Origin of the sequence: Stenotrophomonas sp. ZAC14A_NAIMI4_1, from assembly GCF_003086915.1 — a bacterium.
Lineage (GTDB): Bacteria > Pseudomonadota > Gammaproteobacteria > Xanthomonadales > Xanthomonadaceae > Stenotrophomonas.
This window is the reverse complement of record NZ_CP026002.1, coordinates 3014382-3031702: the sequence shown is the minus strand read 5'-3', so window position 1 is coordinate 3031702 and position 17321 is coordinate 3014382. Positions and strand designations below refer to the sequence as shown.

At 64.6% G+C, this 17321-nt stretch carries 21 protein-coding genes and 1 riboswitch; of the genes, 14 read left to right on the top strand and 7 right to left on the bottom strand.

Translation table 11 applies throughout. From position 1 onward, the window contains the following. The first annotated feature begins 2 nt into the window (after positions 1 to 2). The 8 genes from C1926_RS13775 (at position 3) to C1926_RS13735 (ending at position 8020) form a co-directional block, all read left to right on the top strand. Positions 3 to 776 (top strand): hypothetical protein, encoded by a 774-nt coding sequence (locus tag C1926_RS13775; protein ID WP_108759548.1) that lies wholly within the window; start codon positions 3 to 5, stop codon positions 774 to 776. Positions 777 to 978: 202 nt separating this feature from the next. After that, positions 979 to 1770 (top strand): DNA adenine methylase, encoded by a 792-nt coding sequence (locus C1926_RS13770; protein ID WP_108759547.1) that lies wholly within the window; start codon positions 979 to 981, stop codon positions 1768 to 1770. Positions 1771 to 2413: 643 nt separating this feature from the next. Further along, positions 2414 to 2920, top strand: a complete 507-nt coding sequence (locus tag C1926_RS21825; protein WP_108760703.1) for a hypothetical protein — start codon at positions 2414 to 2416, stop codon at positions 2918 to 2920. Between the two features lie 141 nt (positions 2921 to 3061). Further along, positions 3062 to 4036 carry a hypothetical protein gene (locus tag C1926_RS13760; protein ID WP_108759546.1) on the top strand — a complete coding sequence of 325 codons (975 nt, stop codon included), beginning with the start codon at positions 3062 to 3064 and terminating at the stop codon, positions 4034 to 4036. Positions 4037 to 5344: 1308 nt separating this feature from the next. Beyond that, entirely contained in the window at positions 5345 to 5902 is a 558-nt protein-coding gene (locus C1926_RS13755) for a DUF998 domain-containing protein (protein WP_108759545.1), read from the top strand. 25 nt (positions 5903 to 5927) lie between these two features. Beyond that, positions 5928 to 6869, top strand: a complete 942-nt coding sequence (locus tag C1926_RS13750; protein WP_108746417.1) for an ADP-ribosylglycohydrolase family protein — start codon at positions 5928 to 5930, stop codon at positions 6867 to 6869. A 44-nt stretch (positions 6870 to 6913) separates the two neighbouring features. Continuing rightward, positions 6914 to 7480 (top strand): DUF4124 domain-containing protein, encoded by a 567-nt coding sequence (locus C1926_RS13745; RefSeq protein ID WP_254057265.1) that lies wholly within the window; start codon positions 6914 to 6916, stop codon positions 7478 to 7480. A 270-nt stretch (positions 7481 to 7750) separates the two neighbouring features. Continuing rightward, positions 7751 to 8020, top strand: a complete 270-nt coding sequence (locus C1926_RS13735) for a hypothetical protein (RefSeq protein WP_108759544.1) — start codon at positions 7751 to 7753, stop codon at positions 8018 to 8020. 28 nt (positions 8021 to 8048) lie between these two features. On the opposite strand, the gene C1926_RS13730 is transcribed toward C1926_RS13735, so the two are convergent. The 3 genes from C1926_RS13730 to C1926_RS13720 all read right to left on the bottom strand — a co-directional run bounded on the left by C1926_RS13730 (position 8049) and on the right by C1926_RS13720 (position 10972). After that, complete coding sequence (locus C1926_RS13730; protein WP_108759543.1) at positions 8049 to 8813, bottom strand: thioesterase family protein; 765 nt, start codon at positions 8811 to 8813, stop codon at positions 8049 to 8051. 83 nt (positions 8814 to 8896) lie between these two features. Further along, entirely contained in the window at positions 8897 to 9976 is a 1080-nt protein-coding gene (locus C1926_RS13725) for a hypothetical protein (RefSeq protein WP_108759542.1), read from the bottom strand. A gap of 87 nt (positions 9977 to 10063) precedes the next feature. Further along, on the bottom strand, positions 10064 to 10972 hold the full coding sequence (locus C1926_RS13720) for a LysR substrate-binding domain-containing protein (protein ID WP_108759541.1): 909 nt from the start codon (positions 10970 to 10972) through the stop codon (positions 10064 to 10066). 103 nt (positions 10973 to 11075) lie between these two features. Here C1926_RS13720 and C1926_RS13715 point away from each other — a divergent pair, with 103 nt between their 5' ends. The 3 genes from C1926_RS13715 (at position 11076) to C1926_RS13705 (ending at position 13439) form a co-directional block, all read left to right on the top strand. Continuing rightward, positions 11076 to 12095: an aldo/keto reductase gene (locus tag C1926_RS13715; protein WP_108759540.1), complete on the top strand. Its 1020-nt coding sequence runs from the start codon at positions 11076 to 11078 to the stop codon at positions 12093 to 12095. A gap of 18 nt (positions 12096 to 12113) precedes the next feature. Then, positions 12114 to 12524 (top strand): SRPBCC family protein, encoded by a 411-nt coding sequence (locus C1926_RS13710; RefSeq protein WP_108759539.1) that lies wholly within the window; start codon positions 12114 to 12116, stop codon positions 12522 to 12524. A gap of 81 nt (positions 12525 to 12605) precedes the next feature. Beyond that, entirely contained in the window at positions 12606 to 13439 is an 834-nt protein-coding gene (locus C1926_RS13705; RefSeq protein ID WP_079221401.1) for an AraC family transcriptional regulator, read from the top strand. A 4-nt stretch (positions 13440 to 13443) separates the two neighbouring features. Here the strand turns inward: C1926_RS13705 and crcB are convergent, their stop codons facing one another. Together crcB and C1926_RS13695 are read right to left on the bottom strand one after the other, a co-directional pair. Next, positions 13444 to 13836: a fluoride efflux transporter CrcB gene (gene crcB, locus C1926_RS13700; protein ID WP_079221402.1), complete on the bottom strand. Its 393-nt coding sequence runs from the start codon at positions 13834 to 13836 to the stop codon at positions 13444 to 13446. Positions 13837 to 13918: 82 nt separating this feature from the next. After that, a riboswitch (Fluoride riboswitch) is annotated at positions 13919 to 13982 on the bottom strand. A gap of 37 nt (positions 13983 to 14019) precedes the next feature. Then, positions 14020 to 14460: a helix-turn-helix domain-containing protein gene (locus C1926_RS13695; protein ID WP_234458485.1), complete on the bottom strand. Its 441-nt coding sequence runs from the start codon at positions 14458 to 14460 to the stop codon at positions 14020 to 14022. A gap of 78 nt (positions 14461 to 14538) precedes the next feature. Between C1926_RS13695 and C1926_RS13690 the strand changes: the two genes are divergently transcribed. Further along, a complete protein-coding gene (locus C1926_RS13690; protein ID WP_108759538.1) occupies positions 14539 to 14748 on the top strand; it encodes a hypothetical protein in 210 nt (69 codons plus the stop codon). 339 nt (positions 14749 to 15087) lie between these two features. Continuing rightward, the gene (locus C1926_RS13685; RefSeq protein ID WP_079221405.1) at positions 15088 to 15324 is read left to right on the top strand and encodes a hypothetical protein; all 237 of its coding nucleotides are present in this window, start codon (positions 15088 to 15090) and stop codon (positions 15322 to 15324) included. A 1-nt stretch (position 15325) separates the two neighbouring features. On the opposite strand, the gene C1926_RS13680 is transcribed toward C1926_RS13685, so the two are convergent. Then, positions 15326 to 16375, bottom strand: coding sequence for a 4Fe-4S dicluster domain-containing protein (locus tag C1926_RS13680; protein WP_108759537.1), 1050 nt, complete (start codon positions 16373 to 16375; stop codon positions 15326 to 15328). Next, positions 16372 to 16659, bottom strand: a complete 288-nt coding sequence (locus C1926_RS13675; RefSeq protein WP_079221407.1) for a hypothetical protein — start codon at positions 16657 to 16659, stop codon at positions 16372 to 16374. The genes C1926_RS13680 and C1926_RS13675 overlap by 4 nt, the downstream gene beginning before the upstream one ends. A 181-nt stretch (positions 16660 to 16840) precedes the next feature. On the opposite strand from C1926_RS13675, the gene C1926_RS13670 reads away from it, so the two are divergent. After that, positions 16841 to 17281 (top strand): group III truncated hemoglobin, encoded by a 441-nt coding sequence (locus C1926_RS13670; RefSeq protein WP_108759536.1) that lies wholly within the window; start codon positions 16841 to 16843, stop codon positions 17279 to 17281. Positions 17282 to 17321: the final 40 nt, after the last annotated feature.

Here is a 17321-nt window from a genome sequence, read left to right as displayed (position 1 = left end):
TCATGCTTCAGGTACTTCTTCCCACCCTCGAAGGCATTCCCCGCCGGCCGGGTGTTCCGCCTCTCAACCCGTCCAGCCTGAAACCCGTCTACCCCATTCGTGGTGAGGATGGTGCGCTGGATCACTTCCTGTTCGGCGGCAGCAACGACTCGCTGTACGGCCTGAAGGGAGTTGCGGCGTTTGCTCCAGCTGCTGCTGCTCCTGTCTTCCATGAGAACTACCTCACGACGGTGGACGGCGTGCTGAATGGGCTGGCCAGCAACATCGCAGAGTCGCCGGCATTTACCGTGTGCATGGTCACCCGCTACGACGTGCAGAACGGAAAGGCCGTGATCTACGCCGGGACGACCCAGGCGGCAAACGGAGACGCCAAGGGCTGGGGCCTGCTGCGAGGGCCGACCTCGGACACCATCCAGCACCTGCTGCGTCCGAATGGGTCCGGCACGGCGATGCCGGCAAGTAACATTCCCAGCGCGTTGGGTAAGTGGATCTTCCTCTGCATGCAGGTGGACGGCCCCGCAAAGACCTGGCGTTGTTCCGTCGGTGGCGCAACCGCAGTCAGCGGGACGATGGCGTCCGCCTATGCTGCTTCCGCCCGGGGCCTGGGTATCGGCAACGCGTACTACGCGCCGCCCACTGGCACGCCATACGATCGCGGCGTGTCAGTAGCCGAGGTCATTGCGTACGACCACATCGTCTCCCCGGAGGACTTGGCTGCCATCTACGCCAGGTCGAAGAACGTTCGTATGGCGGATCGAGGGATCGAGGTTTTCTAACCCAAGGCGCGCCTTCGGTCAGCTATCGCAGAGTCCGGAAGTTGAAATAGCGTCAATGAAACAGGGCACTGCCCGGGCGCCGGCAAGCACCCGGGCAGTGCCGCAACACAGGTGGTCTCAGCACCTGGCATTGGCCGCGTCCCTGTCGCTCTCGAGAGCGGCTGGGATTGTCGGCCTTACCCATCGCAGAACCTGAGATCCAATGACCAAGCCCATCATTTCCTGGCCGGGCGGCAAGCGCCGCCTCCTGAAGCACCTGTATCCCCATTTCCCTGAGCACGACTGCTACGTGGAGGCATTCGCCGGCGGCGCCGCCTCCCTCCTCATGCGCCCATACCCGGCGTCGACGGAAGTACTCAACGACATCAACGGCGAGCTGGTCGGGCTGTACCGCTGCGTCCGGCATCACCTGGACGAGTTCGTGCGCATGTTCCGCTGGTCGTTGGTGTCGCGGCAGATGTTCGAGTGGGCGCAAATGGAGCGCCCCGAGACGCTGACCGATATCCAGCGGGCGGCCCGCTTCTACTACCTGCAGAAGCTGGCATTCGGCGGCAAGGTGCAGGGGCAGACGTTCGGCGTGGTGACCACGGGAGGTCCGAGGCTCAACCTGCTGCGGATCGAGGAAGAGCTCAGTGCAGTCCATCTGCGGCTGGCGAACACCATCATCGAATGCCTGCCCTGGCAGGAGTGCGTGCGCCGCTATGATCGGCCGGGCACGCTGTTCTACTTGGACCCGCCGTACTGGGAGACCGAGGGCTACGGCGTCGACTTCCCCTTCAGCGAGTACGAGGCGATGGTAGGGCTGATGCGCAGTGCTGCTGGCCGGTTCGTCGTGTCGATCAACGACCACCCGCAGATCCGGGAGGTGTTTGCTGGGTTTGACCTGGTGCCGCTGCAGCTCGACTACTCGATTGGCGGAGGGCAGGGCCGGGGGCGTAAGTTCGGTGAGCTGATCATCAAGAGCTGGGACGATAGGCAGGCGGCGCTGCTGTAACTCGAAGCAACGGGCCTTCAGCCCGCGAACAGTACCGCCGCCAAAACGAAAAAAGGACGCCTTGCGGCGTCCTTCTCCCGTGGGGACGCTTATCCCCATACGCCAACCAGCGCAAGGACAAAAAGCGCCCCGGAGCCGAGACGGAAGCGAATCCACTTACGTCCCTTCTTCGGGTTTCCCCAGCTGGCTTCAACGCTAAGTAGTGCCATGACGGCTCTCCACGCGCTATCCCTTGACCCATGAAGGAGTCGCCAGGGATATAAGGCCAGTGGTGGGTTTGCTATGCGGTTACCCACCAGCCGCGACTCTGGGGACAGACTCTATCTGACCTGAATGCGTTAATCAATGTCACCGATGTGGTCGACTTCGCTGCCAGGCAGGGTGGTGGCGTTGAGACCGTCCCGCCTGCCGCGTGTAAGGGCATGCTGACCTGGCGTCGCGCAGTTGCCCGAAGGTGGCCGACGGCGGGCTGGTGCACTCTGGCCATGCCGGTCCCAGGGCCAAAGGCCGCTCAGCCTGGGATAGCGCCTGAGCAGCGCCGCGCCGGCATTTGGTCGACTACGACTCGACTCTGCCGGAACGATTCAGGCCGGTCGCCGCAGCGTTCGCAGGATCTGCGACGGCCGCGCGTATGCTCCTCGCCATGCTTCCTTCGCTGGGCTACCAAGGCTTCCGTACCGCCCCCATCCCCACGGGCTGGGTGCAAATGGGTGAGCGCTGGGCTCTGTGGTGGAACGGGCGAGAGGTCGCCAGCGTCACCCCGACCCGAGAGGGTGGCTACCGCCTCCATATGGACGCCCTGAAGATGTGGCAGACAAAAAACGCCCCGGTCGCCAGCATTCGACAGGGGAAGCGTTTCGCCGAGAGATGGTGTGCGGCCAGACTGTATCCCAGCCTTCCTTTGCGCGAGGCCGTCGCCCGGCTGACCGACAGCACGCCGATCCAGCCGCTCCCGCCAGTGCCCGGCTTGCCACCGACTCGTGAGCAGCGGCAACAGGCCCGCCGCCTGGCTATGGCTGGGGCGAAGGAGGTGGAGCGCATCGAGGCCGCGCTGGAGCCGCGAAAACCGCCGGCAGCAACCAAGCCTCGAGTAAGGGGTGCACGCAAGGCTTGGCTGCGGAAAGAGCTCCGCGATCTACGTGGTTGGTGAGCAGAGAAGGTGCCCGTTCTGCTGCTGCGGCCATCTGGGCGATGGGCATGCCAACCCTGCGGCTCCCTGAGCCAACTTTCCTTAAAGGCTCAACCCTCAGGTATGCTCTTGCCCTTATCAATCTGAACCTGGTGTCAGCAGATGAAGCTACAGAAGGAACTGCAGGTGTCGGACGTATCTGACCTTGCACGTGCGCGCATTGCACTGGCATTGCCGGTGCTGAAGGGTGTTTTGTTTGCCCTGCAGCGGGAGCGTGTGGAACGGCTCGGCGGTTACGAGAAAATTACATTGGCTGATCTTGCGCGTGAGTACAGGGAGGGCAGTGGCGACTGTGGAATCTGCTTTGAATACGCCGTGCACGATTCGTTAGTCGCAAAAGACAAGAATGTCTATAATCTTCTCAGCAACGTTTTAAACGACTTCTGTGGCATCAAGACGGGTGCGGAGTCCATTCTTTTTGGGGCTGAGAAGACCGGAAGCATTTCGCTGATCAATACGTCGCAAAGTCTTATCACCAACGATTCACGAGTCTTGTCCGGAAAGGTTGGGCAGCCAGCAAAATTGAAAAAGCAGTGGGACACGATCCAAAAGGCACTTCGTGATACCAAGGCCCGTGATCGTCTTCCGTCCAGCATCAAGGGGTTGTGGAAGGCAGATCTGTTCCTTGGTTCTTCCTCCGAGTCTCGCTGGATTGGCACTTCATTGAAGCTCAACAAGTCTGACTTCCAAAAGGCGGCTGGAATTCGGCTCGGTATCTATCCTGAGACGAAGCTTGGTGAGTCGCCCCGAAGGGACGATGACAACAACCTTGTGTTGTGTCCGCTGCCATACGATGCCAGTTTTATGGAGGCATTCTATTCGTCGTTCTTCGCTGTCAAGCAGTTCTTGCTGGCGGACGCCAAAGTGCCCAAGCCTGTCGCTCTTCCTAGCAACGCGGATCGCTTTCTCGCCCAGCAGTTTGAGGACCGTCGAAGCTTTCCAATCCTTGATGTGATTGATGTTATGTACAGCCTTGGGCAGCCCAATTTGACCGCAGAAAGCGTCGTGGGCCCCGCAAAAGATGATGACCAGGCGCCAATGGACGCCGTGGCGCCCGTCGCCCTCAAGTCCGAATAGGAACTTTTGTGTCCTCTGGTGCCGGAGGCGTGATTATCGGACTTGCCTGTCGGTGCCTGATTGGCTCGTGACGAGGCTTGAAATCTACAATTCCTAGTTATTGTGAAGCTGGTCAAGGTTTTTGCGCTATACCCTTGTTTGGCGCATTCTTCAGCGAGGTGGAGATGGGGATCGACGTGCCGTTTCCCTTGCTTGCATGTTTAATAAGTTTGGGGGCGTTGTGGGTTGCCGTTAGGAATTATCAGAGAAAGCGGGGCCTGGACATGCGCGCGAGCTTCACAGTCTCGTCTAACGTCGATTGTGAAGACATGTATGTCAATTCATTTATTATTGAAAATGTCAAGGATAGGTCCTGTGTTATTTTTGCAATCTACCTTCAGCTTGGGCGTTCACTGTATGTGAGTCTTGTTGACTTTGGTGATAGCCCATTGCTGATCAAGCCTTTCGAGGCTTACTCAAAGAATCTGGGTCCTATTGAGCATTACCAGGCAAATTTCTCAAGGTTCAATATTAATGAATTGATGAGGAGTTATAAGGTAAGAAAGCGTTTGGTTTGCTCTACGTCCGAAGGCAGATATGTGGTTCCCAGTCGTATGAAGAGATGGGATCCCATAATGAGCTCATTCTTCAATGTGTTGGCGGGGGTGGTATATCCGCAGTCGTCGGAATATAAGGGGATTGTAGTCGGAGGGAACGTAAAGTACATCGTCGAGCTATCAGCGCATGGCAGTGATTCGCAAAAAATTCTGCTTCGGTCTGACTCGTACAAGTTCAGAACGTTCCAGAAATTCAATCTTACAAAAAGTAGTCTCGCTTCTTCAGATAGCTTGCGTGATTTTCTCGCTGCTCGAAAAGCGGAGGGGGACCTAGGGTCTTTGAATTTTGAGGTAATCGACGCCGAGGCTTCTAGGCGGAGGAGGTTCTCCGCATTTGGCGTTTTAGAGGGGGAGCCGGTAGTTCTGACAGAGCATTCATTCTGGAGCTACCACTTCGCTGGCCGATGGCTGGCTTGGCGTAGCAGGCGCCAGGAACGGTGAAGCTAGTGGCATCGGCGGCTGCCATGATCACTGCTGTGGATGGCACGGCGGGCGGCGGATCTATTCAAACTATTGATATTTATAGAATATATTCGGATTGCAAATCCGTTTACAGCGGTTCGATTCCGCTTGAGGCCTCCAATTGAAAAGCCCTGACTCCGGTCAGGGCTTTTTCTTTGCGCGACCCCCTGCCAAACCACACTGCTGGCCCGCAGCCGCCCCTGCTAACGTCCGCCTTCACACTCAGGAAGAGGGGCATGCAGTGCGCGCAATGGCAATCCGGCAGGCGATCTACCTTCCCCTCGGCGCGATGTTCGCCGCAATCGCATTCGGCTTCACCGTGCCCGGCTACAGCTCGCTGTCGCAGCACCTCAGCGAAATGGGGCTGATGCCAGGCCTGCCGGCAAACACGTTGACGGCCTGTATCGCGGTCAACGGTGCGGCCATCATCGTCTTCAGTCTTGCGCTGCTGGGCTGGGGCCGCCGCTTCGCACTCACCGCGCTCACGTCCGTCCTGTTCGGCGTGGCCATGCTCAGCAACGGGGTGTTCACCACGGGCAGCCCGCTGCATGGCATGTACTCCATCGGCATCTTTTCCATCCTGACGCCGCTGTTGTTCCTGGTCGAACTCGGGGCTGATGCCTCCCGGCGCATCGCCTGGGTTGCGCGCGCGACCTCGCTGCTGGGGATGCTCTATCTGTGGCTGATGCTGTCCGGCTTCGATCCGCAGCCCTGGCATGGGCTGACCCAGCGCATCGCGTTGCTGCCTGCCTTTGGCTGGTACTCCTTTGCAGCGCTGGAACTGAGACGGGTGTTCGGGAACACCTGATGGCGTGTCTGGTTACACTCGTGGCATGAACCAGATCGACAACTTCCGCGGCGCACTGCTCGGACTGGCCTGCGGCGATGCCGTCGGCACCACGGTGGAGTTCAAGCCGCGAGGCAGTTTCAGCCCGCTCACCGACATGGTTGGCGGTGGCCCGTTCAACCTGGCGCTGGGGCAGTGGACCGACGATACGTCGATGGCGATGTGCTTGGCCGAAAGCCTGGTGCGTCGTGACGAATTCGATGCGCACGACCAGATGACCCGCTATGCCAACTGGTACCGCAATGGCTACTGGAGCGCGACCGGCGAGTGCTTTGATATCGGCATGGCCACGCGCGCGGCCATCGACCAGTTCCTGCTCAGTGGCGAGCCGCTGTCCGGCAATGAAGACCCGCGCAGTGCCGGCAACGGTTCGATCATGCGCCTGGCACCGGTGGTGCTGCGCTATGCAGGAATGCCGGAACTGCCGGCGATGGCCGAGCTGGGTTCGCGCACGACCCATGCCGCGCGCGAATGCCTGGATGCCTGCCGCTTGCTGGCTGCTGCGATCGAGCGCGCGCTGGACGGGCAATCGAAGCAGGCCGTGCTGGACCTGCGTGACATCCCGGTGCAGGGCGAGCGCCTGCAGCAGATCGCCGCGGGACACTACCAGCACGCAAGCCGTGAGCAGATCCGCGGCAGTGGCTATGTCGTGGACAGCCTGGAGGCGGCGCTCTGGTGCTTCCATCAGCACGACAGTTTCGCGGCTGCAGTGCTGGAAGCGGCCAACCTCGGTGACGATGCCGATACGACCGCCGCGGTGCTCGGCCAGTTGGCCGGCGCCTTCCATGGCGCTGCGGGCATCCCGGCGCACTGGCTGCAGGTGCTGGCCATGCGCGCGGAAATCCAGGTGCTGGCGGACGCGTTGTATGAACGGAACCGCGTTGCACGGGCCGGCCAGGGCTTTGCCGCTGCCGGGAATCCGTCGTAGCGTAATCGCCAGCGGGCCGGCATGGCCACGGACAGGAGGTCTGGATGAACGTGAAAACGGGTATTGGCCTGGCGCTGCTGTTGCTGGCGCCGCTGGCTTCGGCGCAGGTCTACAAGTGCAAGGGATCGTCGGGCGAGACGATCTATTCGCAGGATCCCTGCGGTGCGGGTAGCGAGCCGATGAAACTGCGCTCCAACCGCGCTGCCTCCGAGAGCGCGGGCGAAGCATCCAACCGCGCGGCGGTATATCGCACCACCGGCATGAGCGATGCGGGCATTGCCGAGCGCAACTGCCTGCAGGGCGAGCAGTCGCGCATCTATGGTCCGCTCGAGTCGCGCACGCAGGCGGTCAACCGTCAGGTGGCCGAGCTGGACCGGCAGTTGGCGGCCGTCGGCAGCACGCCGCCGGATGCGGGCGGCACGCTGCCCAATGCGACCCTCGAGTCGGGCATCCGTGCGCAGATGTCCAGCCTGCAGCAGTCATTGAGCTCGGAGCGGGTCGCTGCCGATGCGCAGATGTCCACGGCGCGCGATCGCTGTGCGTCCGTGCGCCGTGACCAGGAGGACCGGGTGCAGCAGCAATACGCCGCGCCAGAATCCAACGCGTACTGAGCCTGCGCCGGGGCGTCCTGCATTCGGTACCCGCTGCTCCAACGGGTAGCTGACGCCGGGTGCGGGTTCGGCATTGAGAAGCTGGTCGGCGCTGGAATCCAGCCCCAGCACCGCATCGAACTGCGGGGCCAGCAGGCGGGTGAGCTGGCCGCGTCACCAATCTCAAACCGGGACGACATGAGAAGGGGGTATGGTCGAGGTTCAGTCTTCGGGAGCAGCAATGGCACGCAGGGACATGCAATACCGCATGCAGCACGCGGCAGGCCAGCGATGAGCAGATCCTCCGCGGATGTGCGCTGGCTGACATTCCGGCTCAAGAACGGTCAGTCGATCGGGCCGGATCAATTGAAGGACGGCTGGGTGATCGCCGCCGAAACGCGCCATTGCGGCGTGCGCCGTGAAAGCATCGAAGGCTCGGGCGTGGTCTATGCCCTGTATGGCCCTTCCGATCTGCCATCACCGCGCCGCGCTGAAATGCGCATGCGCGATTTCCTGATGCGCTCGGGCTACACCTTCACCATGGGCACACTGGGCGGCTGACACCGCCCGTTGCGATCACTCCACTGCCTCAGGGCCGCACGGTCAGCACCTGGCCGATGCTCCCGATCGGGCCACGTTCGTCGTGCAGCATCGTACTGGTCAGGCCGATGCCTTCGCTGCCGAACGAGACTGAGGTGTCGAAGCCCAGCCAGTCGCCCTGCGGCGTGCCGAACAGGTGTACGGTCAGATCGAGGTTGGGGAAGGCGATCTCCTTCGGGTCGGCGCGCACGGCCATGCCGTTGGACAGGTCGAACAACGTGGCGGCACGTGCCAGCGGGCTCACCGTCTCGCCATCCAGCAGCGGCTGCTTCGCGCGTGCCCAGTAGGTCGCACGGCCGGGGCCCTGGTCATCACGGCGGATCTGCACGTTCTGGATGAAGCCACCCGGCCACAGCGTCGCCGGGTCCCATTCGGGCAGGGTGTCTGCGGCGGCGATCCGCGCCAGCGGCGTGCCGGCAATGGCGGCGGTATCGTTCGGGCGCATCAGCCATGCACGCACGCGCAGGGCCGCACGGCCCTGGTGGCTGAGGGTGGCTTCGACCAGTTCGATGGTGCGGCCACCGCGCAGCACCTGCACGTGTGCGTCCATCGCTTCGATCGGAATGGTGCCGAGGATGTCGTAGGACAGGCGGCCGATCAGGAAGCCGTGGCCACGCGCGGCGGCATCACGCTCAAGATGGTGGGCGAGCAGGCCCATCGCCGGTGCGATGTGCTGCTCGTGGGTGTTCCAGGCGCCACCCACGTGTGCGGTGGGCAGGTAGCGGGTGTCGCTCAGTCGTTCAAAGAAGGCCATCGGTTCACGGGGCAGTGGAATGGGGTGCGCGGCGCGCGGTGCGCCGTACCGCCATCGTAGCGCCTCGCCTGCGCGCGAACGCCTCAACGTGCAGCGGCCGCCTTCAATGCATCCAGCACCTGTGCACCGGAAAAGCCGCAATGGCCTTCGCCGGCGAGGGGCAGCACGCGCAGTTTCGCGGCGCTGCCCGCACGCGCCGCCTGTTGCGGATACACCGCCTGCATGCGCGGCACGATGGTTGGATCGTCGTGGTTGAACTGGATCACCAGCGGCTTCTGCAGAGTGCCGCTCAAGGCCAGCCGCTCGCGCACGTAGGCTTGCGCTGCCGCGCTGGCCTGCAACCGCTGCACGCCCGCGTTGAAGGCGGCATCGTCACCGAAGCCGCTGTAGACCGTGCCGAGGTTGCCGGCTGGCATGCCGGCGGCGCGCTGCGCCAGTTCGTGCAGGACCAGTGCGTGCAGGCTGATCACATCAGCCAGTGCATCGGGCGCGACCTGCAGGCGGGTTGCCAGCTGTGCGGCGGCTGCCGGCCGGGTTGCCAGCGCGGCGGCAATGCCCTGGTACAACGCCATCTGTGGCAGCGCAGCGGCCTGGGATGAGACCAGGCCGCCTGCAGGCAGGCCGTCGGCCTTGGGAAAGAAGTAATCAAAGGCCACCAGGGTGGTCAGCAGATCCTCGGCCAGCGCTTCGCCCGGCAGATTGGCCCCGCACAGCGAAATGCCGCCGTCATAGGCCTGCGGATGCTGTTCCAGGCTGGCCACGGTGACCGCGCCGCCCATCGAGAAGCCGAGCATCCACGTCCTGCGCACCGGCTTCAGTTCGGCCAGCGTGTGCTGGCGCAGGCGTTCCATGTCGGCCACCGCGTCGGCCACCGCCCAGCCCTGGCTGGAATAGGCGCTCTGCGCGACCGCGTAACCCGCATCCAGCAGCGCCTGGGTGCTGTCGGCCGCGGCCATCGGCGTCGCGCGCGGCACGCCGACCGGTTCGTAGCCATGGGCCAGCATCACCAGCTCGCCGTTCCAGTGCGTGGGCACATCCAGCCGCCATGGCGCGCCCCGCAGTTCGCCGTTGAGCGAGCGTGGCGCAGGCGGGGCGGCGGCGTGCAGTGCGGTCGTGGGCAGCAACAGGCCGATGGCCAAGGCCAGTGGAAGCAGCAGGCGCATCGCGTTCGTCCTTACGGGAATGTGCCGAGCATAGGCGCAGCCCCTGCGGCGCGCGCGCTGCACTGCGACAGCACGCGCATGCCGGGCTCAGGCCGGCGGCTGGCCGGTCGCGGTTTCGATGAGCGTATGGCGGAAGGTTTCCACCAGCGGCCGCAGGTTGATGCGGTGCCAGGCGGCCCACAACGGCGTGCGGTAGCTGAACCACGGCAGCTCGCGCAGCACCACGCCGGCCGGTGCCTGGTGGTCCAGGCTGCGCTGCAGGGTGGTCAGGCCCAGCCCGGCGGCCACCAGGCCGAGCGCGGCCAGCGGCTCGCTGGCTTCCATGGCGATGCTCGGGGTGAAACCAGCCTTCGCGCAGGCGGCGATGAAGGTGTCGTGGCGCAGCGCGCTTTCCTTGTGCATCACCCCGATCCACTGCTGGCTGGCCAGGTCATCGGGAGTGATCTGCTCGGCGCTGGCGAGGGCATGTCCCGCGGGCAGGGCCAGCAGCATCGGGTCGTTCAGCACCTGGGTGGCCTGCAGGTCCGGATCGTCGAACGCGGGCGGTTCACAGACCAAGGCGATGTCCAGGCTGCGCTGGCGCAGGCCTTCCAGCTGCACGTCCGATTGCTGGTTGTACAGGGCGATATGCACGGCCGGGCGATCGCCGCGCAGCGCGCGCAGGGCGGTGGGCAGTACGCCCGAGTGCATGGCGTATTCCAGGTAGCCGATGCACAGGCCGCCCTCGTCGCCCCGGCCCAGGCGCCGGGCCAGCGACTCCAGCCGGTTGGCGTGGGTCAGCAGGGCCCGCGCCTCCGCCAGGAAGGTGCGGCCATCGGCCGTCAGGCGGATGCGCTGCTGCGAGCGCTCGAACAGCTGCAGCTCCAGCCGCTCCTCCAGCTGGGCGATCTGGCGGCTGAGCGGGGACTGGGAAATGTGCAGGCGCTCGGCGGCACGGCCGACGTGTTCATCTTCGGCGACAGCCACGAAGTAGCGAAGTTGGCGGAGATCGAGCATAAGACCCTCCAGGACTTAAGAGTGGAAAATTATGTCTTGGACAGTCTTATAGGGCAAGCCTAGCCTGTGCCTCAACCTCAACAACCTCCGCAGGAGGACCCCCATGAGCATCAATGAACTGCTGGCCGGCAAGACACTCGGCTTCGGTACCGCCCCGCTGGGCAACATGTTCCGCGACATCCCGGAAGCCGAGGCCCAGGCCACGGTGGACGCGGCCTGGGAGCAGGGCACGCGCTACTTCGATACCGCCCCGTTCTACGGCGCCGGCCTGGCCGAGATCCGCCTGGGCGACGCGCTGGCCAGGCGCAACCGCGATGAGTTCGTGCTGAGCACCAAGATCGGCCGCCTGATCCTGGATGAAGTGGAAGACACCAGCGCCCGCGACCTGGGCGAGAAGGGCGGCCTGTTCGTCGCCGGGCGGCCCAACAAGCTGGTCAATGATTACTCGGCCGACGCCACCCTGCGCTCCATCGACGACAGCCTGAAGCGGCTGAAGACCGACCGCCTGGACATTGTCTGGGTGCACGACATCGCCCAGGACTTCTACGGCGATGAGTGGCTGTCCTACTTCGAGACCGCACGCCGCGGCGCCTTCCGGGTGCTGACCCGGCTGCGCGAGGAGGGCGTGATCAAGGCCTGGGGCCTGGGGGTCAACCGCGTCGAGCCGATCGAACTGACCCTGGACCTGGACGAGGCGCGCCCCGATGGCTTCCTGCTGGCAGGCCGCTACTCGCTGCTTGACCATGAGCGCGCGCTGCAGCGGGTGATGCCGAAGGCGGCCGAGCGCAACACCGGCATCGTCGTGGGTGGGCCGTACAGTTCCGGCGTACTGGCCGGTGGCAGCCACTTCGAATACCAGCAGGCCTCGCCGCAGATCCTGGCCAAGGTCGAACGCATGAAGGCCATTGCCGCTGCACATGGCATCAGCATCAAGGCCGCCGCACTGCAGTTCTCGCTGGCCAACCCCGCCGTCGCGGCGGTGATCCCGGGCGCCAGCCGTCCCGAGCGCATCGCCGAAGACTACGCCGCGCTGAAGGAAGTGATTCCGCCCGCGTTCTGGCAGGAACTGCGCGCGCAGGGGCTGGTGTCCGCTGATGCGCCGCTGCCCATCGATCTGCGCTGAGCACGGAGGAGACCTGCCATGGCAACCGCATCTGCATCACTCACCGTACCGGCCAGCGCCGATCGCGTCTGGAACCTGATCGGCGGCTTCGATTCGCTGCCGGACTGGCTGCCGTACATCCCCACCAGCACGCTCAGCGAAGGCGGTCGCGTGCGCCATCTGGCCAACCCCGACGGTGATGCCATCGTCGAGCGGCTGGAGGCGTTCGACCAGGCCGGGCGCAGCTACACCTACTCGATCCTGCGGGCACCGTTCCCGGTCACCGGCTACCGCTCCACCCTGTGCGTGGTCGAACTGGACCACGGTGCGCGCATCGACTGGTCTGGCGCGTTCACCCCGGTGGGCGTCAGCGACGAAGTGGCCTCGGCATTGTTCGAAGGCATCTACCGCGACGGCCTGAGGGCGCTGCAGGCCACGCTGGCCGGTTGAACAACGCGGTTGCCCACGGCGGGGCCGGATTCGATACGATGGGTCGCATCAGCCATCACCTGCTTGATCTGGAGTCCTGCCATGGTCGACCGCCTTGCCATCCTGCTGGAACGTTTCGCGGTCAACGCCTCGGTGTTCCATGCCGGCGCGCTGTGTGGCATCAACAGCCTGCAGGGCGAAGACGAGGCTGGCCAGCTGCATCTGGTGCGGCGCGGGCCGGTGCAGGTCAGCCATGGCCAGCAGACCGTGCAGGTGGATGCGCCGAGCCTGCTGCTGTACCCACGGCCGATGCCGCACCGCTTCAGCACCGATCCGCAGCACGGCGCCGACATGGCCTGCGCCAACCTGCATTTCGAAGGCGGCCGGCTCAATCCGATCAGCGCGGCCCTGCCGGATTTCATCTGCATGCCGTTGGCCGATCTGTATGGCGGCAGCGCAGCGCTGGACCTGTTGTTCGAGGAAGCCTTCGAGCAGCGCTGCGGGCGCACGGTTATGGTCAACCGCCTGTTCGAGGTGGTGATGATCCAGGTGCTGCGCCAGTTGATGGAAGGCGGGCAGATGCGTGGCGGCCTGTTCGCCGGGCTTGGCCACCCGCGGCTGCGGCTGGCCCTGGTGGCCATGCACGAGGCGCCGTCGCAGGCCTGGACGCTGGAGGACCTGGCCGAAACCGCAGGGATGTCGCGCAGTGTGTTCGCCGCCAGTTTCCGCGAGGCGATGGGGACCACGCCCGGCCAGTACCTGCAGGGCTGGCGCGTCAGCCTGGCCCAGCAGGCGCTGCGCCAGGGCCGCCCGCTGAAGCGCATTGCCGACGATGTCGGCTACGGCAGCGAGGCTGCGCTGTCGCGTGCATTCAAGGCGCACACCGGGCAGTCGCCACGGCAGTGGCGCGACCAGGATCGCGCCAGCGCCGCCTGAGCGATCAGCCCATCACCAGCCGGGCCAGCTTCATGCCGCCGAAGAGGCCGGCCAGGCCGAGTGCGACCGAACCGCCGGCATACAGGGCGGCCAGCCCATGCTGGCCGCGCTGCAGCAACAGGCCGATTTCCAGCGAGTAGGTGGAGAACGTCGTGTAGCCACCGAGGATGCCGGTGGTCAGCAGCAGCCGCAGTTGCGGTGATGCACCGTTGCGCAGGGCGAACGCCTCTACCACCACGCCCATCAACAGCGCGCCGCTGATGTTGATGAGGAAGGTGGACCAGGGCCACGGGCTGCCGACCGCAACCCGCGCGCCGAGCAGGTTGCAGGCGTGGCGCAGGCATGCGCCCGCGCCGCCCCCCAGGAAGACCAGGACATAGTTGTTCAGTGCTTGCATCGTTTGCCTCGAGTGCTGGTTCGCAGGATCGACGGCGTACGCAATGGCGGGCACGGCCTGCCATCGACGAACGCCGGGTTCGTCAACAACAGGAGCCATCAGCCATCAAAGGCGGTTATCGGGGGAGCCCCATCCCCATCACCGTCCATGCTACCAGCGACAGGCTGCCCTGCGCAGGAACGGTCAGGGCAGGGCAGTCGCCACCACGCGGGCCACCTTGCTGCGGCTGATGCCTTCGCGCAGCAGGTCGTTGGCCATCAACCCCAGCGATGCCTGCCGCCGGAAACCAACGTCGAGCCCGCGCCGGGCCAGGATGTTGGCCACCATTTCATAGGCCGTTTCCCAGACATCCAGATACGCCTCGCTGGGCAGGTACATGTAGGCGGTGCCACGTTCGCCCACTGCGCCATCGACCGGACCAAACAGCAACTCGCGTGGATCCATCTTCACCGCATCGGCGATGCGGAAGAGCTGTTCGGCTTTGACGTGGTCGGCTTTGACGTTGTCGTTGAGCCAGTTGCTGACGGTGGCCGTGGTGCTTTTCGCGGCGCGGGCCAGGTGAGCCGGGCGGGTATGCCCGGCGTCCTTCATGGCGGCGGCGAGTCGTTGTCCAAGAGTATTCATCTATGCAAGCCAGCTTAACGCGTGGATTCAAAAGAATCCTTGCCACCAAAATAAGTCTGATGACGAAAGAGATCGAAAATGGACGAAAAGTGGTGCAAGCGTCACGTGCGCATGCGGCTGGGCCTGGGCACCGACGCTGAGCTGGCCAGGCTCTTTGGAATCAGCAGATCCGCTGTCTCGCAATGGCCTGGCGACGTTCCGATTCCCGCGCTGCGGCGCTACATGCTGCAACAGCGTTATCCGGATCTGTTCCCGGCGGAAAAGAGCAATCAGGCAGAATTGGTCTGATTAACGACCGAAAATGTCGCATCCGGATCGGTCCACCCATTTTGTTAAGCATGCTTATCGCCATAGGCGAATTCGATGGACAACGGGACGACGGGTGGACGGCAGGTGCGGAGCGGGCGCCAGTGTCGGCTTTGGCGCGACCCGGGGGTGAGGCAGTGACGCCTCCCGCATCATGAACGATTAATAATTTCAATCACAAAAGTCGCGCCCTGTAATTGACCTGTCGTGAAAATTATGACTAATTGGCATCAACCGGCCGTGAAGACCGGGAGTCTTTCAGTAGCACGCAAGTGGATCGGTTGACCGTCAACGATGCAGGACAAGTCCAACGGAGGTCGTATGGAATACGGCATGCATGGCTTGGCTGAACGGGTACGCCGCGAACTGGAAGCCAGTTACCACAAACACGGATGCGGTCCGGCGTTCTGGGATACCTACCAGCAGGTGCTTGACCGCCTGGTTCCGCAGGGAACCGAGCGTACCGAAGTCACCAATGATCTGGCGCTGATCATCGAGCAGCTCGGCATCGTCCGCCGTGCGCAGCTGGTGCCGCCGGACGGCGGGCGCCCGCGCTGAGTCAGCACAGGCGCCAGGCGCCGCACGCCAGCAGGGCCAACAGCAGCGATGCCAGCGCGGTGGTGCGTGTGCGCCACCGGCGGCGCGCCTGCCCGGCCATGGACTGCGGACTGCAGTAGCGCACCAGCCCTTCGCCGAAGCCGGCACGGTGCTGCTGCTGCGCGCACGCTTCCAGGCAGGCGCCGCAGGCAAGGCAATCGGCCTGCGGCCCATGGCGGATATCCAGCTGCATCGGGCACGCCGTCACGCACGCCGCGCAATCGGTGCAATCCCCCAGCCGGTCCGCACTGAAGGTGGGCATCGGCCCGGCCAGCAGCGGATGGGCGGCGCGGAATACGTAGTCCTGTGCCGTTGTCGGGTCGAGCAGGCCACGGCCGCGACCGAGCACGCCACCCAGGGCGGCAGGCCGCGCGCCGCGGGGTTCGCCACGGCGGGCGTCGTAGAGCATGCGCGGTGTGTGCGGATCGGTCAGCAGTGGCTGCAGGCGCGCGAACGGGCACAGCGAACTGCACACCTGTTCGCGCAGGAAGCCCGCATTGCCGTAGGTGGCTGCGGCATAGAACAGCACCCAGAAGGCTTTCCAGCCAGTCCAGCCGCTTGCAGCAGGCAGGCCAAACAGGCCGTGGATGGGGCTGAACAGGCCGACGAAGGTGATGCCGGTCCACAGCGAGAGCAGGATCCAGCACAGCCGGGTTGCGACCGCGGCCACGCGCGGGGGCAGCCGTCGCGACAGCCCGCGGGCGATGCCATCGAAGGCCCGCATCCACAGCGTCTGCGGGCAGGCATGGCCACACCAGACCCGCCCGGCGAGGTGGGTCAGCAGCGCCAGGCTCACCGCAAGTACCGCCAGCAGGCCCAGCAGCACGCCGACGTCATCGGGCCACAGGGTCAAGCCGAACAGGTCGAAGCGGCGCGCGGCAAGGTCCAGCAGCAACGCCTGGCGCCCGTTCCAGCGTAGCCAGGGCAGCAGGTAGAACAGCGCCAGCAGGACGGCGCAGAGGGCGCCACGCCAGCGCCAGGGACGGGGCAGGAAGGGCGCGGCGCAGCTCATCCCAGTGGCAGCTCGTCGTCGTCGCCGTCGCCCATCGGGCGCAGCAGGTAGCCGGTCACCGCGCTGGACAGCGCCGTGACCGCCCAGAACATGAAGAAGCCCGCGGTGTAACCCAGCTCGCGGCTGATCACGCTGGCGGGGAAGCTGATGGCCTGCAGCCGCAGCGGATCGACGAAGGCGAAGAACACCACGCTGGCCACGCCGGCGGCGATGAAGCTGGGCCAGAGGATCGCGCCCCAGTGCTGGATCAGCCGCTGGCGGCGGCTGGAAGACGGTGTGTTCATGCGGTCCCAGGTCTGAGGAAGAGGGCGGCGCGTATACTTCGCGCTGGGCGGCGCAGCATCCGCAGGGCGTGCGTCGTGCAAGCGCGCCAGCCTAGGCGTGCCTGACCGCCTCGACATTGATCTGGATCAACAGCGGCAGCCGCCGCCTTCGGCACACTGCCGATCCGTACTGGGTAACCCGATGAACGCAGCAACCCCGACCGAACTTCCCGTTGCCTCCCTTGAGCTGTGCAGCGAGGAGGAGGTGACCCGCCTGGTCCACGACTTCTATGCACGGGTGCGCGAGGAGGAGCGGCTGGGGCCGGTGTTCGACGGGCATGTGCATGACTGGCCTTCGCACCTGGCCCAGCTGGTCGATTTCTGGTCGGCGATGCTGCGCGGCACCCGCCGTTTCAGTGGTTCGCCGATGTCCAAGCACATGGCCATCGCGCTGGACAAGGACCTGTTCGACCGCTGGCTGGTGCTGTTCCACATCACCACCGCCGAGTGCGGCAACCCGCCGATGCAGGCGCTGGCAGACGATGTCGCCAAGCGCATCGCTGAAACCTTCTGGCGCCGGTACCAGATGCTGCGCTGGCCGCAGGTGGGCCTGCCGGTGCTGGGCGTTCGCGGCCAGGATTGATCCAGGTCAAGGCGGTCGCGTCGCGCCAGCGCGATGCTGG

Bases quoted from the DNA above. Each gene is read 5' to 3' on its own strand.
- C1926_RS21825 (WP_108760703.1), top strand. From the start codon at position 2,414: ATGCTTCCTTCGCTGGGCTACCAAGGCTTCCGTACCGCCCCCATCCCC.
- C1926_RS13680 (WP_108759537.1), bottom strand. From the start codon at position 16,375: ATGAGCTGCGCCGCGCCCTTCCTGCCCCGTCCCTGGCGCTGGCGTGGC.
- C1926_RS13705 (WP_079221401.1), top strand. From the start codon at position 12,606: ATGGTCGACCGCCTTGCCATCCTGCTGGAACGTTTCGCGGTCAACGCC.
- C1926_RS13725 (WP_108759542.1), bottom strand. From the start codon at position 9,976: ATGCGCCTGCTGCTTCCACTGGCCTTGGCCATCGGCCTGTTGCTGCCC.
- C1926_RS13760 (WP_108759546.1), top strand. From the start codon at position 3,062: ATGAAGCTACAGAAGGAACTGCAGGTGTCGGACGTATCTGACCTTGCA.
- C1926_RS13755 (WP_108759545.1), top strand. From the start codon at position 5,345: ATGGCAATCCGGCAGGCGATCTACCTTCCCCTCGGCGCGATGTTCGCC.
- C1926_RS13735 (WP_108759544.1), top strand. From the start codon at position 7,751: ATGAGCAGATCCTCCGCGGATGTGCGCTGGCTGACATTCCGGCTCAAG.
- C1926_RS13670 (WP_108759536.1), top strand. From the start codon at position 16,841: ATGAACGCAGCAACCCCGACCGAACTTCCCGTTGCCTCCCTTGAGCTG.
- C1926_RS13685 (WP_079221405.1), top strand. From the start codon at position 15,088: ATGGAATACGGCATGCATGGCTTGGCTGAACGGGTACGCCGCGAACTG.
- C1926_RS13690 (WP_108759538.1), top strand. From the start codon at position 14,539: ATGGACGAAAAGTGGTGCAAGCGTCACGTGCGCATGCGGCTGGGCCTG.
- C1926_RS13775 (WP_108759548.1), top strand. From the start codon at position 3: ATGCTTCAGGTACTTCTTCCCACCCTCGAAGGCATTCCCCGCCGGCCG.
- C1926_RS13695 (WP_234458485.1), bottom strand. From the start codon at position 14,460: ATGAATACTCTTGGACAACGACTCGCCGCCGCCATGAAGGACGCCGGG.
- crcB (WP_079221402.1), bottom strand. From the start codon at position 13,836: ATGCAAGCACTGAACAACTATGTCCTGGTCTTCCTGGGGGGCGGCGCG.
- C1926_RS13730 (WP_108759543.1), bottom strand. From the start codon at position 8,813: ATGGCCTTCTTTGAACGACTGAGCGACACCCGCTACCTGCCCACCGCA.
- C1926_RS13745 (WP_254057265.1), top strand. From the start codon at position 6,914: ATGAACGTGAAAACGGGTATTGGCCTGGCGCTGCTGTTGCTGGCGCCG.
- C1926_RS13720 (WP_108759541.1), bottom strand. From the start codon at position 10,972: ATGCTCGATCTCCGCCAACTTCGCTACTTCGTGGCTGTCGCCGAAGAT.
- C1926_RS13750 (WP_108746417.1), top strand. From the start codon at position 5,928: ATGAACCAGATCGACAACTTCCGCGGCGCACTGCTCGGACTGGCCTGC.
- C1926_RS13770 (WP_108759547.1), top strand. From the start codon at position 979: ATGACCAAGCCCATCATTTCCTGGCCGGGCGGCAAGCGCCGCCTCCTG.
- C1926_RS13675 (WP_079221407.1), bottom strand. From the start codon at position 16,659: ATGAACACACCGTCTTCCAGCCGCCGCCAGCGGCTGATCCAGCACTGG.
- C1926_RS13710 (WP_108759539.1), top strand. From the start codon at position 12,114: ATGGCAACCGCATCTGCATCACTCACCGTACCGGCCAGCGCCGATCGC.
- C1926_RS13715 (WP_108759540.1), top strand. From the start codon at position 11,076: ATGAGCATCAATGAACTGCTGGCCGGCAAGACACTCGGCTTCGGTACC.